At 59.3% G+C, this 14,602-nt stretch carries 12 protein-coding genes; 7 read left to right on the top strand and 5 right to left on the bottom strand.

Going from position 1 to position 14,602, the window contains the following annotated elements:
* From IM299_RS12280 to iolB, 5 genes are read left to right on the top strand one after another with little or no spacing between them, the layout of a single operon-like run.
* Positions 1 to 1,029 (top strand): ABC transporter permease, encoded by a 1,029-nt coding sequence (locus IM299_RS12280; protein ID WP_028014045.1) that lies wholly within the window; start codon positions 1 to 3, stop codon positions 1,027 to 1,029.
* 8 nt (positions 1,030 to 1,037) lie between these two features.
* A complete protein-coding gene (locus IM299_RS12285; protein WP_193357562.1) occupies positions 1,038 to 2,171 on the top strand; it encodes a Gfo/Idh/MocA family protein in 1,134 nt (377 codons plus the stop codon).
* 12 nt (positions 2,172 to 2,183) lie between these two features.
* Entirely contained in the window at positions 2,184 to 4,088 is a 1,905-nt protein-coding gene (gene iolC / locus IM299_RS12290; protein ID WP_193357563.1) for a 5-dehydro-2-deoxygluconokinase, read from the top strand.
* 11 nt (positions 4,089 to 4,099) lie between these two features.
* The gene (gene iolE, locus IM299_RS12295; RefSeq protein WP_048957776.1) at positions 4,100 to 4,990 is read left to right on the top strand and encodes a myo-inosose-2 dehydratase; all 891 of its coding nucleotides are present in this window, start codon (positions 4,100 to 4,102) and stop codon (positions 4,988 to 4,990) included.
* 9 nt (positions 4,991 to 4,999) lie between these two features.
* Positions 5,000 to 5,824 carry a 5-deoxy-glucuronate isomerase gene (gene iolB, locus IM299_RS12300; RefSeq protein WP_048957777.1) on the top strand — a complete coding sequence of 275 codons (825 nt, stop codon included), beginning with the start codon at positions 5,000 to 5,002 and terminating at the stop codon, positions 5,822 to 5,824.
* A 49-nt stretch (positions 5,825 to 5,873) separates the two neighbouring features.
* On the opposite strand, the gene IM299_RS12305 is transcribed toward iolB, so the two are convergent.
* Together IM299_RS12305 and IM299_RS12310 are read right to left on the bottom strand one after the other, a co-directional pair.
* Complete coding sequence (locus IM299_RS12305) at positions 5,874 to 6,617, bottom strand: alpha/beta fold hydrolase (RefSeq protein WP_048957778.1); 744 nt, start codon at positions 6,615 to 6,617, stop codon at positions 5,874 to 5,876.
* 11 nt (positions 6,618 to 6,628) lie between these two features.
* A complete protein-coding gene (locus tag IM299_RS12310) occupies positions 6,629 to 7,090 on the bottom strand; it encodes a DUF6130 family protein (RefSeq protein ID WP_193357564.1) in 462 nt (153 codons plus the stop codon).
* Between the two features lie 212 nt (positions 7,091 to 7,302).
* On the opposite strand from IM299_RS12310, the gene IM299_RS12315 reads away from it, so the two are divergent.
* Entirely contained in the window at positions 7,303 to 8,028 is a 726-nt protein-coding gene (locus IM299_RS12315; RefSeq protein ID WP_075206238.1) for a 3-oxoacyl-ACP reductase family protein, read from the top strand.
* 31 nt (positions 8,029 to 8,059) lie between these two features.
* On the opposite strand, the gene IM299_RS12320 is transcribed toward IM299_RS12315, so the two are convergent.
* Positions 8,060 to 8,230, bottom strand: a complete 171-nt coding sequence (locus tag IM299_RS12320) for a YfgG family protein (protein WP_041911983.1) — start codon at positions 8,228 to 8,230, stop codon at positions 8,060 to 8,062.
* 372 nt (positions 8,231 to 8,602) lie between these two features.
* Here IM299_RS12320 and IM299_RS12325 point away from each other — a divergent pair, with 372 nt between their 5' ends.
* Positions 8,603 to 10,843: an EAL domain-containing protein gene (locus IM299_RS12325; protein ID WP_193357565.1), complete on the top strand. Its 2,241-nt coding sequence runs from the start codon at positions 8,603 to 8,605 to the stop codon at positions 10,841 to 10,843.
* Between the two features lie 4 nt (positions 10,844 to 10,847).
* On the opposite strand, the gene ppx is transcribed toward IM299_RS12325, so the two are convergent.
* Both ppx and ppk1 read right to left on the bottom strand, forming a co-directional pair.
* Positions 10,848 to 12,386 carry an exopolyphosphatase gene (gene ppx, locus IM299_RS12330; protein WP_028014034.1) on the bottom strand — a complete coding sequence of 513 codons (1,539 nt, stop codon included), beginning with the start codon at positions 12,384 to 12,386 and terminating at the stop codon, positions 10,848 to 10,850.
* A gap of 3 nt (positions 12,387 to 12,389) precedes the next feature.
* Positions 12,390 to 14,450: a polyphosphate kinase 1 gene (gene ppk1, locus IM299_RS12335; RefSeq protein WP_028014033.1), complete on the bottom strand. Its 2,061-nt coding sequence runs from the start codon at positions 14,448 to 14,450 to the stop codon at positions 12,390 to 12,392.
* Between the last annotated feature and the right edge of the window lie 152 nt (positions 14,451 to 14,602).

Below are 14,602 nucleotides of genomic sequence, written 5' to 3' on the forward strand. Positions count from 1 at the left end.
ATGACGCAGATGATTTCTAAAACGCAGGCCCCGGTCAAACGCGCCGGACGCATCGATCCCATCGCCTTCTTCGAGCGCTTCGGGGTGTTGATTTTCATGATCCTGCTGCTGATCTTCTTCCAGTCGCAGAACAGTAACTTTTTCTCTGAACGCAACATTTTCAACATCCTGACCGAGGTGTCCATTTACGGGATCATGGCCGTGGGGATGACCTTCGTCATTCTGACCGCCGGGATCGACCTCTCCGTGGGCTCCATTCTGGCGGTGTGCGCCATGACCGCGGCGTACGTCATTAAGGGCGATAACTTCACCACCGTCGACCCGAACGCCTGGGGCGGCATGAGCTGGCTGATCGGGCTGGGGATTTGTCTGGCGATGGGCACGGCGATTGGCTTCCTGCACGGCCTGGGCGTCACCCGCCTGCGTCTGCCGCCGTTTATCGTCACCCTCGGCGGGATGACCATCTGGCGCGGCCTGACGCTGGTGATCAACGACGGCGCGCCGATTGCCGGTTTTGACCCTGGCTACCGCTGGTGGGGACGCGGCGAGCTGCTCGGCATCTCCATTCCGATCTGGATCTTCGCCATCGTCGCCGTCGGCGGCTATCTGGCGCTGCATAAAACCCGCTGGGGCCGCTTCGTCTACGCCATCGGCGGCAACCCGGAGGCGGCGCGCCTGGCGGGGGTTAACGTCAAGCGCGTGCTCGTCAGCGTCTACGTGCTGATCGGCTGTCTGGCCGGGCTGGCGGGCTTCATCCTGAGCGCGCGTCTGGGGAGCGCCGAGGCGGTGGCCGGCATCTCCTTTGAGCTGCGCGTTATCGCCTCGGTGGTGATCGGCGGTACCTCGCTGATGGGCGGCTACGGGCGCATCGGCGGCACCATTATCGGCTCCATCATTATGGGCATTCTGATTAACGGCCTGGTGCTGATGAACGTCTCGGCTTACTACCAGCAGATTATCACCGGGTTAATTATCGTTCTGGCGGTGGCATTCGATACCTATGCCAAGAGCCGTCGCGGCGCACTGTGAGGATCACGATGAAAGAGGTTCGTATTGGATTGATTGGCACCGGGTATATCGGCAAGGCGCACGCTATCGCCTATGCCCAGGCCCCGACGGTGTTCAACCTGCGCGGCAGGCTGGTGCGCGAGATGGTGGCGGAAGTCACGCCGGAGCTGGCGGCAGAGCGCGCCCGGGCGTTTGGCTTTAACCGTTCAACGGGAGACTGGCGGGCGCTGGTGGCCGACCCGGCCATTGACGTGGTGGATATTTGCTCACCCAACCACCTGCATAAAGAGATGGCGCTGGAGGCGATCCGCCACGGCAAGCACGTCTACTCGGAGAAGCCTCTGGCGCTCAACGCCCACGATGCGCGCGAGATGGTCGACGCCGCGAAGCGGGCCGGGGTGAAAACGCTGGTGGGGTTCAACTACATGAAGAACCCGACGGCGCAGCTGGCGAAGGAGATTATCGCCCGCGGCGAGATTGGCGATGTGATCCACTTCTACGGCACCCACAACGAAGACTATATGGCCGACCCGCTCTCGCCCATCCACTGGCACTGCTTTAAAGAGACTGCCGGACTGGGGGCGCTGGGGGATCTCGCGGCTCATATCGTCAATATGGCCCAGTACCTGGTGGGGGAGATTGAGCAGGTCTGCGGCGATCTGAAGATCGTGGTCCCGGAACGCCCGGTGAAGGCCGGATCGGCAGAGATGATTGCCGTCGAAAACGAGGATCAGGCCCACGCTATGGTGCGCTTCGCGGGCGGGGCGCAGGGCGTGATTGAAACTTCCCGCGTCGCCTGCGGCCGCAAGATGGGGCTCTCGTACGTCATTACCGGGACGAAAGGTGCCATCAGTTTCACCCAGGAGCGCATGGCCGAGCTGAAGCTTTATCTGCATGACGATCCGGTGAACCGTCAGGGGTTCCGCACGCTGCTCGTCGGCCCGGCGCACCCGGACTACGGCGCGTTCTGCATGGGGGCGGGCCACGGGATTGGCTTTAACGATCAAAAAACGGTGGAGGTGCGCGATCTGGTGGACGGGATTGCCGCCGACGCGCCGATGTGGCCGGATTTCGAAGAGGGCTGGAAGGTGTCTCGCGTGCTGGACGCGATCGCGCTCTCGCACCGGGAAGGCCGCTGGCTGAACGTGAACGACATTGTCTGAAGAGGGTTCAACGTGGAAAAGCAGTTTGATGTGATATGCATGGGCCGCGTGGCGGTAGACCTCTACAGCCAGCAGATTGGTGCCCGTCTGGAAGATGCGTCGAGCTTCGCCAAATACCTCGGCGGCTCGTCCGGCAACGTGGCGTACGGCACCGCGCGCCAGGGCCTGCGCTCATCGATGCTGGCGCGCGTCGGCGATGAACATATGGGCCGCTTCCTGCGGGAAGAGCTTAACCAGGTGGGCTGCGATACCAGCCATCTGATTACTGATAAAGAGCGCCTCACGGCGCTGGTGCTACTCGGCATCAAAGACCGGGACACCTTTCCTCTGATTTTTTATCGCGATAACTGCGCGGACATGGCGATTACCGCCAGCGATGTGGACGAAAGCTACATTGCCTCCGCACGTTGTCTTGCCATCACCGGGACCCATCTTTCTCATCCGCAGACCCGTGAGGCGGTGCTGACGGCGCTGGGCTATGCCCGCCGTCACGGCGTGCGCACGGTGCTGGACATCGACTACCGTCCGGTGCTGTGGGGGCTCACCTCCTTAGGCGACGGCGAAACGCGCTTTATCGCCGCCGACCAGGTCACCCGCGAGCTGCAGGAGGTACTGCACCTCTTCGACGTCATTGTCGGCACCGAAGAGGAGTTCCACATTGCGGGCGGCAGCACGGATACCCTGCAGGCGCTGGGGCAGGTGCGCGACGTGAGTCACGCAACGCTGGTCTGCAAGCGCGGCGCGCTGGGCTGCTCGGTCTATACCGACGCCATTCCGTCCCGGCTGGACGACGGCCTGACGGTGACCGGCGTGCGCGTGGAGGTGCTGAACGTTCTCGGGGCGGGGGACGCGTTTATGTCCGGCCTGCTGCGCGGCTACCTGAACGACGAGGGCTGGGAGCAGGCGTGCCGCTACGCCAATGCCTGCGGCGCGCTGGTGGTCTCGCGCCACGGCTGCGCCCCGGCGATGCCTAGCAAAATCGAGCTGGATGACTATCTCTCCCGCGCTGCGGTTGTGCCGCGCCCGGATCTTGACCCGCGTCTTAACCATCTCCACCGGGTTACCACCCGCCGCCGCGAATGGCCGGAGCTGTGCGTGATGGCCTTCGATCACCGCAGCCAGCTTGAGGATATGGCGATGCAGTGCGGTGCGTCGCTTAAGCGCATTCCGGCGCTGAAGCAGCTGATCCTGCAGGCCAGCCGCGAGGCGGCGAGCCGCGCCGGGCTGGAGGGCAAAGCCGGTCTGCTGTGCGACGGCACCTTTGGTCAGGACGCGCTGAACGCGATCACCGGGGAAGGGTGGTGGATTGGGCGGCCCATTGAGCTGCCGGGCTCCCGTCCGCTGGAGATGGAGCACGGCAATATCGGCACCCAGCTTATCAGCTGGCCGCAGGAGCACGTGGTGAAGTGCCTGGTCTTCTTCCACCCGGAAGACGCCCACGGCCTGCGCCTGGAGCAGGAGCAGAAAATCGCTGAGGTGTACCACGCCTGCTGCCGGTCCGGGCACGAGCTGCTGCTGGAGGTGATCCTGCCCGCGACCATGCCGCGCAGCGACGAGCTCTACCTGCGCGCCATTTCCCGCTTCTACAACCTGGGCATTTACCCGGACTGGTGGAAGCTGCCGCCGCTTTCCGCCGACGGCTGGACGGCGCTCGGCGAAATTATCGAACGCCGGGACCCGCACTGCCGCGGGGTGGTGATCCTCGGTCTGGACGCTCCGGCGGAACAGCTGCGCGCGGGCTTCAAGGCCGCAGCGGGGCAGCCGCTGGTTAAAGGCTTCGCCGTGGGGCGCACGTTGTTTGGCGACGCCTCCCGCGCGTGGCTGAAGCACGATATTGACGATGCGCAGCTGGTAGCGCGCATCCGGGACAACTATCTGCAGCTTATCGCCTGGTGGCGCGAGCGCGGACACGCATAATGGAGATAACAATGAGTGTGCAATTAGGCATTAACCCGCTGACGTGGACGAACGACGATCTGCCTTCCCTCGGCGCGGAAACCTCGCTGGAGACCTGCCTGAGCGAAGGGAAAGAGGCCGGTTTTGCCGGCTTCGAGCTGGGCAACAAATTTCCGCGCGAAGCGCGCCTGCTTGGCCCGATTTTGCAGCGCCACGACCTGCAGCTGGTCTCCGGCTGGTACTCCGGCCGCCTGCTGGAGCGCAGCGTGGAGGCGGAGATCGCCGCCGTGCAGCCGCACCTGACGCTGCTGCGCGAGCTGGGGGCGAAGGTGCTGGTCTTTGCGGAAGTGAGCGGCTGCATTCACGGCGAGCAGCAGACCCCGGTGCATCTGCGTCCGCGCTTCCCTCAGGCGCGCTGGAAGGAGTACGGCGAGAAGCTCACCGAATTTGCCCGCTACACGCAGCAGCAGGGAGTCCAGATTGCTTACCATCATCATATGGGCACGGTGATTGAGTCCGCCGACGACGTGGACAACCTGATGACCCACACCGGAGAGGCGGTGGGACTGCTGCTGGACACCGGTCACCTGACCTTTGCCGGGGCCGATCCGCTGGCGGTGGCGCAGCGCTGGGCGTCGCGCATCAACCACGTTCACTGCAAAGACGTGCGCGCAGACGTGCTGGCGGACGTGAAAAACCGCAAAACCAGCTTCCTCGATGCGGTGCTGAGCGGCGTGTTTACCGTGCCGGGCGACGGCTGCGTCGATTACCCGCCGATAATGCGGCTGCTGAAGGCGCAGGACTATCATGGCTGGCTGGTGGTGGAGGCGGAGCAGGACCCGGCGGTTGCCCATCCGCTGACCTACGCCCGTCTGGGGTATAACAACCTGAGCCGTCTGGCGCGCGACGCCGGGCTGATTTGAGGAGGTGACATGTCACGTCTGTTATCACGCTGGCAACAGCCGAACGCGGAGGGGCGCACTCAGTCCGTCACGCCGGAACGCGCAGGGTGGGGATACGTCGGGTTTGAGGCGTATGAGCTGCAGGAGGGGCAGACGCTGACGCTGCCCGCGGTCAGCGAAGAGCGCTGTCTGGTGCTGGTCGCCGGGCGCGCCTCCATCAGCACGCCTTCCGCGCAGTTTAACGACATCGGCGAGCGGATGAGCCCGTTCGAGCGCATCAAGCCGTGGGCGGTGTACGTCACTCCGCAAGAGACGGTGCAAGTGAAGGCGCTGACGAGGCTCGAGCTGGCGGTCTGCGCCGCCCCCGGCAAAGGCACGTATCCGACGCGGCTGATTGCGCCGCAGGATATCGACGCTGAAGCGCGCGGCAAGGGCCATAACCAGCGCTACGTGCACAACATTTTGCCGGAAGATAAGCCCGCCGACAGCCTGCTGGTGGTGGAAGTCTGGACTAACGAGGGCTGCACCAGCTCGTACCCGAGCCACAAGCACGACACGGATAACCCGCCCCAGGAGACTTACCTGGAGGAGACCTACTATCATCGCCTCAACCCGGAGCAGGGGTTCTGCATGCAGCGCGTCTACACCGACGACAGAACGCTGGATGAGTGTATGGCGGTCTACAACCGTGACGTGGTGATGGTGCCGAAGGGGTATCACCCGGTGGCGACGATGGCCGGGTATGACAGCTACTACCTCAACGTGATGGCCGGTCCGGTGCGCAAATGGATGTTCACCTGGGAAGAGGACCATGCGTGGATTAATCGCGATTATCCCGCCACAGGCAGCCGCTGAAGCGGCTTTTTTGCCGGGTGGCGCTGCGCTTACCCGGCCTGTGAAACGCTTACCTTGCTTCTAACGCCTGCTCAATCGTTCGGGCGATGGCCTCTGGCTGGCTCACCATCGACACGTGACTCGCCGCGACCCCCGTGGTTTTCGCGTGGATCGTTTTCGCCATCGCGCGCTCAAGCGCGGGGTTAATCATCCTGTCATTCTCACTCACCACATACCAGCTCGGCTTATTGTGCCACGCGGCGTGAGTGACCTTTTCGCCAAATGCATCGGCTTTAATTGGCCCCTGCGTGGCGGCGATGGTCAGTTGTTCAGCCGGTTTGACATCCGGTGCGAAATCCTTCCTGACGGCTTCGGTCGGCAGGTATAAGTAACCTTCAGCCGTTTTAGCGATGCCTGCACTTCCGGGCGGGGCCGGGAAGGTATTCGCCAGCTCTGCCGTCGACTGGCCGGAATCCGGCGCGAACGCCGCCACGTAAACCAGCGATTTGACCCGTGCATCGTTGCCCGCTTCGCTAATCACGGTGCCACCCCAGGAGTGACCGACCAGCACGACGTCCCCCTTAGCACGGGCGATGGCGCGTTGGGTGGCCGCTACGTCATCTTTTAGCGACGTAAGCGGGAGCTGAACGGCGATGACCTCGGTATGGTGTTTTTGCAGCCGGGTAATCACCTTATTCCAGCTGCTGCCGTCGGCAAACGCGCCGTGCACCAGCACGACGCTGGTTTTATTCTCCGCAAAAGCGCTAGCCGAAAGCGCCAGCAGGCCTGCTGTCAGTACAGACAGTGCTTTCATCTTCAGACTCCTTAAAAATGGTGGATCGCCGCGTGGGGCGGCACGGTGAATTCGAGGGTTTTGTGATCGAGGGGCTTATGCGTCGGATCGGCCAGAATAATCGTCACCTTGTGCTTACCGGCGGGCAGACCCACCAGAATCACCGGCTCTCCGCTGGCGTCAGCCCAGTGCCACGGCGCGTCATCAACCACGACGTGGATGTGGCCGATGCGTGGAGTGACTTTCAGCGCGTCGGGCCCGAATACAGGTTCAATGCGCAGGTTTTCGGCCCGGTACTGAATAAACACCGCGCCTTTGCTTAGCGGCCCGGTAAGCGGTGGATCGACTATCAGCTTTGCGGGCGGCTGCGGCTGTGCCAACGGCGCAACGGCGGCTGGGCCATTAACATCGGCGGCGCTGAGGCCGCTCAGGGGCGCGGCGCAGACGGAAGTCGTCAGAGCGAGTAAAGGAAGTAACAGATGCTGGCGAATCATTTCGGTATCTCCTCGTGGGTTTATGTCACGAGAGACAGCAGACCATTTTTATGTATCGCGTCTGTTTGCTTAAGCGGGATTTTTGTATCGATGCGTAAGCCAGGTGGGGGAGATACAGTGCGATACATTTCGTCTGAGCATGACGAGACGTTTGCTGGCATGGTGCCTTCAGGCACATCCATCCGATGCGGATACTTCCCGGAGAAAACATCATGAAGAGTGAAAAAGTTGCATTGATTTTCGGCGGCGCACGCGGAATTGGCGCGGCTATAGCGACGCGGCTGGCGAAGGAAGGCTATCGCGTTGCCGTGACATGGGTATCACGCCCGGACCGGGTTAATGCTCTCGTCTCATCAATTACTGATGCGGGCGGGGTGGCGCTGGCGATTAACGCTGATAGCGCTGACGCAACGGCGATTCAGGCCGCGGTCGATGCCACGATTAACCACTACGGCAGGCTGGATGTTGCCGTAGTGAACGCAGGCGTACTGCGGCTGGGCATGCTTGAGGATTATCAGCTGGACGATCTGGACGCCACCCTGTCGGTGAACGTGCGCGGCGTTTTCCTCTCTGTCCAGGCGGCAGCTAAGCGAATGAGGGAAGGGGGGAGGATAATCACCATTGGCAGCAATACCGCTGTGCGAACCGGGCATGCAGGAAGTAGCGTTTATGCGATGAGTAAAGCTGCGGTGGCAGCCATGGTGCAAAATCTGGCGCTGGATCTGGCTCCGAAACGGATCACAATCAACAATATCCAGCCCGGCCCCGTCGCCACGGATATGACGGCCGGAATGGAAGAGCAGATCACTGCACATATCCCTTTGAAACGCATTGGGCAGCCAGAGGAGATCGCATCGCTTGCCGCATGGCTTTCGGGAGAAGAGTCTGGATATATGACAGGAGCGAGCCTGACGATTGACGGTGGATTCGTGCTTTAACAGCTAAGGGCAGGGAAGCCCGATGTTGTGGCTAGCGCACGGGGGCGTCGACCACCAGACCCGTTTGCTGCGACTGGATTTTGTCCTGATGGTGATACCAGGCGCCGATAGAAGAGTAAACGAAGCGGCCAAAGAAAAACAGAAAGCTGATGAGCAGTATAATGCGGGTCATCCGGGTGTTAAAACGGTGTCGTTTGCGCATACGCGTGGCCTGACTCACTCTTCCTTTTCCTGGGCATGCCCTTCTGGGCGACGGGGATATTAAGGCACAGCGGAAAGAGAGGGTCAATTCCGTCATGTGTAAATAACCGTCAACGTTTACATTAATTATTGTTATTGAAATTAATATTTGCATTTACCATATTGATAATATGAAGAAAATTATTTCAAAAAAACGCTGTGCAAAGCTTATTTGCGTAAAATAGTTTGATTTAAGTCAACGGATTCCCGGCTCTGGTATTTAAAATCCCTCCTCCACACTGTTCGCCCTGCACATCACCGGGGCGGCGTCAGGTCAGGTTGGATGCCTGTCTTTATTTTCCCTCTGGAGTAAAAGGGATTTAACCGGGCATCTATGAACATTTTCGCTTTTCTTAAAAACAATAAAAACCGCTGGTGGGCATTGCCGCTTATTTTGCCGGTGGGGTTACTGCCCGTGCTGAGCGTGGCGAATACGTTCACGCAGCTGGGCGACGGCATTGCGGCGCTCTATTATTTACCGCTCTCTTTTTTGCTTTCGCTGATGATGTTTTTTGGTCTGGAAGCCCTGCCCGGTATTGTACTGGCGCTGTTTATTCGCTATTACCCGTCGGTCGGGCTGTTTGAAACCGTCGCCGGCGTGCTCCATTTTATTGTCCCTATAGTGATTAGCTGGGGCGGCTACCGGGTGTTTGCGCCCAGACGCAATATGACGGCGTATGGCGACGTACGGCTGATGGCGCAGCGCATCTTCTGGCAGGCCTTCTGCCCCGCGACGCTGTTTCTGCTGTTGTTCCAGTTTGCGGTGTATCTGGGCGTGTACGAGAGTCGCCAGAGCCTGGCAGGGCTTAACCCCCTCAACATTCGCACGCTGATCAACTATCAGGCCTTGCTGGTCAGCGGTCTGACGGGCGTGCCGTTAAGTTATCTGCTGATCCGCCTGATTCGTCATCCGCGCTATCTCAAAAGCCTCATCTCGCAGATCCGTACCCAGATAGACAAAAAGGTGACGCGCGCTGAGTTTCTGATTTGGGCCATTGCGCTTGCCGGGCTGCTTTCGCTCCTGCTGCTGCCGATGAATGAAAACAGTTCGATTTTCACCACTAACTACACCCTGTCGCTGCTGATGCCGGTGATGCTCTGGGGGGCGATGCGCTTTGGCTATAAGCTGATTTCGCTTATCTGGATCCCGATACTGCTGGTGTCTATTCACTATTTTTACCGCTATATCCCCGTGAACCAGGGGTATGACATTCAGCTGGCAATCACCTCTTCCAGCTATCTGGTCTTCTCGTTTGTGGTGATTTACATGTCGATGCTGGCGACCCGGCAGCGGGCGGTGAACAAACGCTCCCGCAGGCTGGCGCTGCTCGACCCGGTTCTGCATATGCCTAACCTGCGGGCGCTTTCGCGAGATCTGGCAAAAAACCCGTGGTCGGCGCTCTGTTTACTCCGCGTTCCGGAGCTTGAAATTCTGGGCCGTAACTATGGCGTGTTACTGCGCATTCAGTACAAACAGCAGCTGGCGCAATGGATTAACGGCACGCTCCAGCCCAATGAGCAGGTCTATCACCTGACGGGCTGTGACATGGCGGTTCGCCTTAATGCCGAATCGCACCAGCAGCGGATTGAAACGCTGGACGAGCACATCAAGCAGTTCCGCTTTGTCTGGGACGGCATGCCGCTGCAGCCGCAGGTGGGGGTGAGCTACTGCTATGTGCGTTCGCCGGTTAACCACCTCTATCTGGTGCTGGGTGAGCTGGGGGTGGTGGCCGATCTATCGCTCTCCTCTAACCACCCGGAAAATCTTCAGCAGCGCGGCGCCGTCCATCTGCAGCGCAGCCTGAAGGATAAAGTCGCGGTGATGAGTCGCCTGCAGCGTGCGCTGGATAACAACGCATTCACGCTGCTCGTTCAGCCCGTACGCGGCCTGCGTGGCGATAGGTATCATGAGGTCTTGCTGCGGATGATTGATGCAAACGGGCTGTTGATCTCCCCTGAACAATTCCTGCCGATAGCCCAGGAGTTTGGCCTCTCTTCGCGGGTGGATTTGTGGGTGCTGGAGCATACGCTGCGCTTCCTCGCCGCGCATCGCGAACGGCTGCCCGGCCAGCGCTTTGCCATTAATCTGGCCCCTTCAACGGTGTGTCGGGTGCAGTTCCCGCTTGAGGTGAGTCGCCTGCTGGCGAAATATGCCATTGAGCCGTGGCAGCTGATCTTTGAAGTGACGGAGTGCAGCACCTTCTGCAACGCGGAGCAGGGGCTCCACATCCTGCGGCAGCTGCAGAAAATGGGGGTACGCATTGCGATCGATGATTTTGGTACCGGCTATGCGAGCTATGCGCGGCTGAAAAGCGTGGATGCGGACATTCTCAAAATCGACGGCGATTTCATCCGCAATATCGTCAACAACAGTCTGGATTACCAGATTGTGGCCTCTATCTGTCATCTGGCGCGCATGAAGAAGATGCTGGTGGTGGCGGAATATGTCGAGACCGAAGAGATACGTAGCGCGGTGCACGCGCTAGGCATTGATTATGTGCAGGGCTATCTGATTGGCAGACCGGCACCGCTTGAGTCACTGCTGGAAGCAGAGGCGTCCACGGCGGACGCCTGAGCCGTTACGCGGCGACGTCGGCGCTATCTTCCTCGATTTTGAGCATCCAGCCGGTGACCGCTTCCCAGTACTGCTGCTCTTTTTCCAGGTCCAGCAGGACCAGCGCGTTCTGGCTGAACCAGTCGTGCGGGAAGCTCAGCGTCCAGTGGTGATCGTCGGTTTTCAGCTTCAGCGTCGGCGGTGTGGTGGTGGCCTGACGCTGATTGTTCAGCAGCACGCCCAGGCGCAGCAGCTGAATAAGCGGCAGGAACTGCTTTTTCTTAAACAGCGTGAAGCGCGGCAGATCGTCGAGCTTGATGGCTTTACGGTGATAGCGCACCAGGGTCGCCATCATGGTTTGCTGCTCCTGGTTGAAGCCGGGCAGATCGCTGTTTTGCAGAATATACGCTGAATGGCGGTGCATCCCGCTGTGGTTGATGTTCAGCCCCACCTCGTGCAGCATCGCGGCCCATTTCAGCAGCGCGGCAAGCTGCGGGTGCGCCAGCTTGGGGTTCTGCTCCTGCCACTGCTCGTACATCTGCACCGTGGTTTCCAGCACGCGCTTCGCCTGCTCGCGGTCGATGTTGTACTGGTTGGCCAGGCTTTGCGCGGTGCGGCTGCGAATGTCCTGATGGCGGAAGCGGCCCTCCATCTCATACAGCACCCCCTCACGCAGCGCGCCGTCGGAAAGGCGCAGCTCTTTAATCGCCAGGGCGTCAAAGACGCCGCAGAGAATAGCCAGGCCCGGCACGAAGACTGCCTTACGCTCGTCGGAAAGCCCCGGCAGGCTTAGGGCGTCAAAACTTTTATGCTTCAGCACCTCTTCGGTCAGCAGGGTCAGGCGTTCAGGCGTGATAAAACCGTCTTTTTCACCCATCGCCAGCAGCACTTCATGCGCCGCCTTGATGGTGCCCGACGCGCCCAGCGCCACGTTCCAGCCCTGAATGCGGTACTGCCAGGCCAGATTCTCCAGCTTCTGGATCGCAGCCATTTTCGCCCGCTGGAAGTTTTCACGGGTAATGGTGCCGCCGGGGAAGTACATCTGCGCGAAGCTGACGCAGCCCATGCGACGGCTCTCCACCAGGCGCGGCTCAAAGTCTTCGCCGATCACCAGCTCCGTAGAACCACCACCGATGTCGATCACCAGCTTGCGCCCTTTTTCCGGCTGGGTATGTTCAACGCCCATGAAAATCAGACGCGCCTCCTCGTTACCGGAGATGATCTCAATCGGGTAGGGGATCACTTTTTCGGCCCGCTTGAGGAACTCCGGCGCGTTCAGCGCCTGGCGCAGCGTGTGGGTGCCCACGATGCAAACGCTGGAGGGCGAGAAGCCCTGCAGGCGTTCGGCAAACAGCGACAGGCAGTTTAAACCACGCTCCATCGCCTCTTCGCTGAGCATGCTGCGCTCATCAAGCCCATCCGCCAGGTGTACGCGCTGCTTCAGACGACCGATGATCTGCAGCGCGCCATCCACCTCACGGGCGATGACCATGTGAAAACTGTTAGAGCCAAGATCGACCGCGGCGTATTCCTGCGGGCGTGGGGTCTTATCATTTATCGGCATAGGTTAATCGGGTTGCTCGAGTGATTTGATATAGTCGTAAATCGCCAGCTGTGACCGCACTTTACGGCGGTTGCCGCGCGGTACGTAGCGGTTACTGAGTTCTTTGTCGATATAGCGCGCCTTCACCGTATCGCTGAACAGGATCTCGATAATGTCGAGGATACGCTGTTTCAGACGCGGATCCAGCAGCGGCGTCGCGACTTCAATTCGATAGTCAATATTGCGCGTCATCCAGTCTGCCGAAGAGAGATAGACCTGTTTATCGCCCGCATTATCGAAAATATAGACCCTATCGTGCTCCAGGTAGCGGTCAACGATGCTGATAACGCGAATATTGTCGCTGATGCCTTCCAGTTCCGGAATAAGCGAGCACATGCCGCGGATCAGCAGGTTAACCGGCACGCCGGAGCTGGACGCCGCATACAGCCTGTCCACCAGCCCTTTATCGACCAGGTTGTTAAGCTTCAGCGTGATGCCGGACGACAAGCCTTTCTGGGCATTGGCGATCTCTTTATCGATCATATCGTACAGCAGGCGGCGCGAGTTCTGCGGTGAGACCAGCAGATAGTCGAAGCTCACCGGGCGGTACGGGTTTTCGATAAAGTTAAAGACCCGGCGCACTTCGTTGGTAATGCGGGCGTCAGCGGTTAAGAGCGAGTAGTCGGTATAAATCCGCGCGGTTTTTTCGTTAAAGTTCCCGGTGCCGATGTGGGCATAGCGCACCACGTCATCACCCTCTTTACGCGAGATCAGAAACAGTTTGGCGTGAATTTTCAGACCCGGCGCGGAGAAGATCACGTGCACGCCCGCTTCCGTCAGGCGGCGCGCCCAGTGAATGTTCGCCTCTTCGTCGAAGCGCGCCTGCAGCTCAACCACCACGGTGACTTTTTTGCCGTTGTGTGCCGCGTGGATCATCGCATCGATGATGCGAGAATCTTTTGCCACGCGGTAGATGTTGATTTTGATCGCCAGCACGTTCGGGTCGAACGAGGCCTGACGCAGCAGCTCCAGCACGTGTTCAAAGGTGTGGTACGGGTAGTAGAGCAGCACGTCGCGCTCGCGGATGGCGTCGAATCCGTTGCGGAATTTATCGAACCAGATATGACGCAGGCGCGGCAGCGGTTTGTTCACCAGATTGGCTTTGCCAACGTTCGGGAAGCCAATGAAGTCTTTAAAGTTGTGATAACGGCCACCCGGCACGATGGAGTCATAGCGCGAAATGGTCAGCTTCTCGCGCAGCATCTCCACCATGGCGTCCGGCATGTCGCGCTGATAGACAAAGCGCACCGGCTCGGCCGTCAGGCGCTGTTTCAGGCTGGAGGACATCAGCTCCATCAGGCTGGCTTCCATCTCGTGCACCAGGTCATATTCGGCGTCACGGGTCATCTTCATCGAGTAGGCGTTTAACGCATCGTAATCGAAGAAGCCTTTGAAAATGTCGTCCAGACAGTAGCGCAGGATGTTATCCAGCAGGATCATCGGCTTGCGTCTGCGCGGGGTTTCCGGCGGCAGGTTCACAAAGCGCGGCACCTTGTCGGACGGGATCTCCAGCAGGGCATAACGGATGGATTCACCGCGAATAATTTCCACCGCCAGGTAGGTGTAGTCATCCTTCAGGAACTGCACCAGATCGGTTTCGCGGTTGATGAGAATCGGGGTAATGTGCTGGCGCAGGTACTGTTTAAAGTAGTGGCGCAGCCAGTTTTGTTGGTTAACGGAAAGCTGACGTTCGTTAATCAGGAAGATTTGATTGCGCGCCATCTCCAGCAGCAGTTCGTTATACAGGCCGTCAAATTCCTGATCGGCTTTCAGCACGCGGGACTGGATTTTGCCCAGCAGATGCCGCGAGTGCGAGTTTAAGCCCTGTTCTTCGCTGATGATGATGCGTCTTTTCAGCTCGGCAAAGCGAACCTTGTAGAACTCATCCAGGTTGTTGGAATAAATGCCTAAAAAACGCATGCGTTCGATCAGCGGGTTACTTTTGTCTGCCGCTTCCTGGAGTACACGTTCGTTAAATGCTAACCAGCTTAGCTCTTTCTCGATATATAACTTTTCCTGACCCATTACAGCTCACACTCCAGTTCATTCACAGGACGTGGTAAATCCGTCTCGTCCTTATTATGGCGAGCATTTCCACGATATGTCCAACAGTGCCAGAAAAGTATGACAGTTATTTTTTTTGTTGGGGAATTTAGCGGGTTGGGGGAGGGAATATC

It is taken from the genome of Enterobacter cloacae complex sp. P47BA (genome assembly GCF_014930485.1).
Lineage (GTDB): Bacteria > Pseudomonadota > Gammaproteobacteria > Enterobacterales > Enterobacteriaceae > Enterobacter > Enterobacter bugandensis.

What these genes read in the sequence shown, in the direction of transcription:
- IM299_RS12315 (WP_075206238.1), top strand. Translation starts at nt 7,303, where the DNA reads ATGAAGAGTGAAAAAGTTGCATTGATTTTCGGCGGCGCACGCGGAATT.
- iolE (WP_048957776.1), top strand. Translation starts at nt 4,100, where the DNA reads ATGAGTGTGCAATTAGGCATTAACCCGCTGACGTGGACGAACGACGAT.
- IM299_RS12310 (WP_193357564.1), bottom strand. Translation starts at nt 7,090, where the DNA reads ATGATTCGCCAGCATCTGTTACTTCCTTTACTCGCTCTGACGACTTCC.
- IM299_RS12285 (WP_193357562.1), top strand. Translation starts at nt 1,038, where the DNA reads ATGAAAGAGGTTCGTATTGGATTGATTGGCACCGGGTATATCGGCAAG.
- ppk1 (WP_028014033.1), bottom strand. Translation starts at nt 14,450, where the DNA reads ATGGGTCAGGAAAAGTTATATATCGAGAAAGAGCTAAGCTGGTTAGCA.
- IM299_RS12325 (WP_193357565.1), top strand. Translation starts at nt 8,603, where the DNA reads ATGAACATTTTCGCTTTTCTTAAAAACAATAAAAACCGCTGGTGGGCA.
- ppx (WP_028014034.1), bottom strand. Translation starts at nt 12,386, where the DNA reads ATGCCGATAAATGATAAGACCCCACGCCCGCAGGAATACGCCGCGGTC.
- iolB (WP_048957777.1), top strand. Translation starts at nt 5,000, where the DNA reads ATGTCACGTCTGTTATCACGCTGGCAACAGCCGAACGCGGAGGGGCGC.
- IM299_RS12320 (WP_041911983.1), bottom strand. Translation starts at nt 8,230, where the DNA reads ATGCGCAAACGACACCGTTTTAACACCCGGATGACCCGCATTATACTG.
- IM299_RS12305 (WP_048957778.1), bottom strand. Translation starts at nt 6,617, where the DNA reads ATGAAAGCACTGTCTGTACTGACAGCAGGCCTGCTGGCGCTTTCGGCT.
- IM299_RS12280 (WP_028014045.1), top strand. Translation starts at nt 1, where the DNA reads ATGACGCAGATGATTTCTAAAACGCAGGCCCCGGTCAAACGCGCCGGA.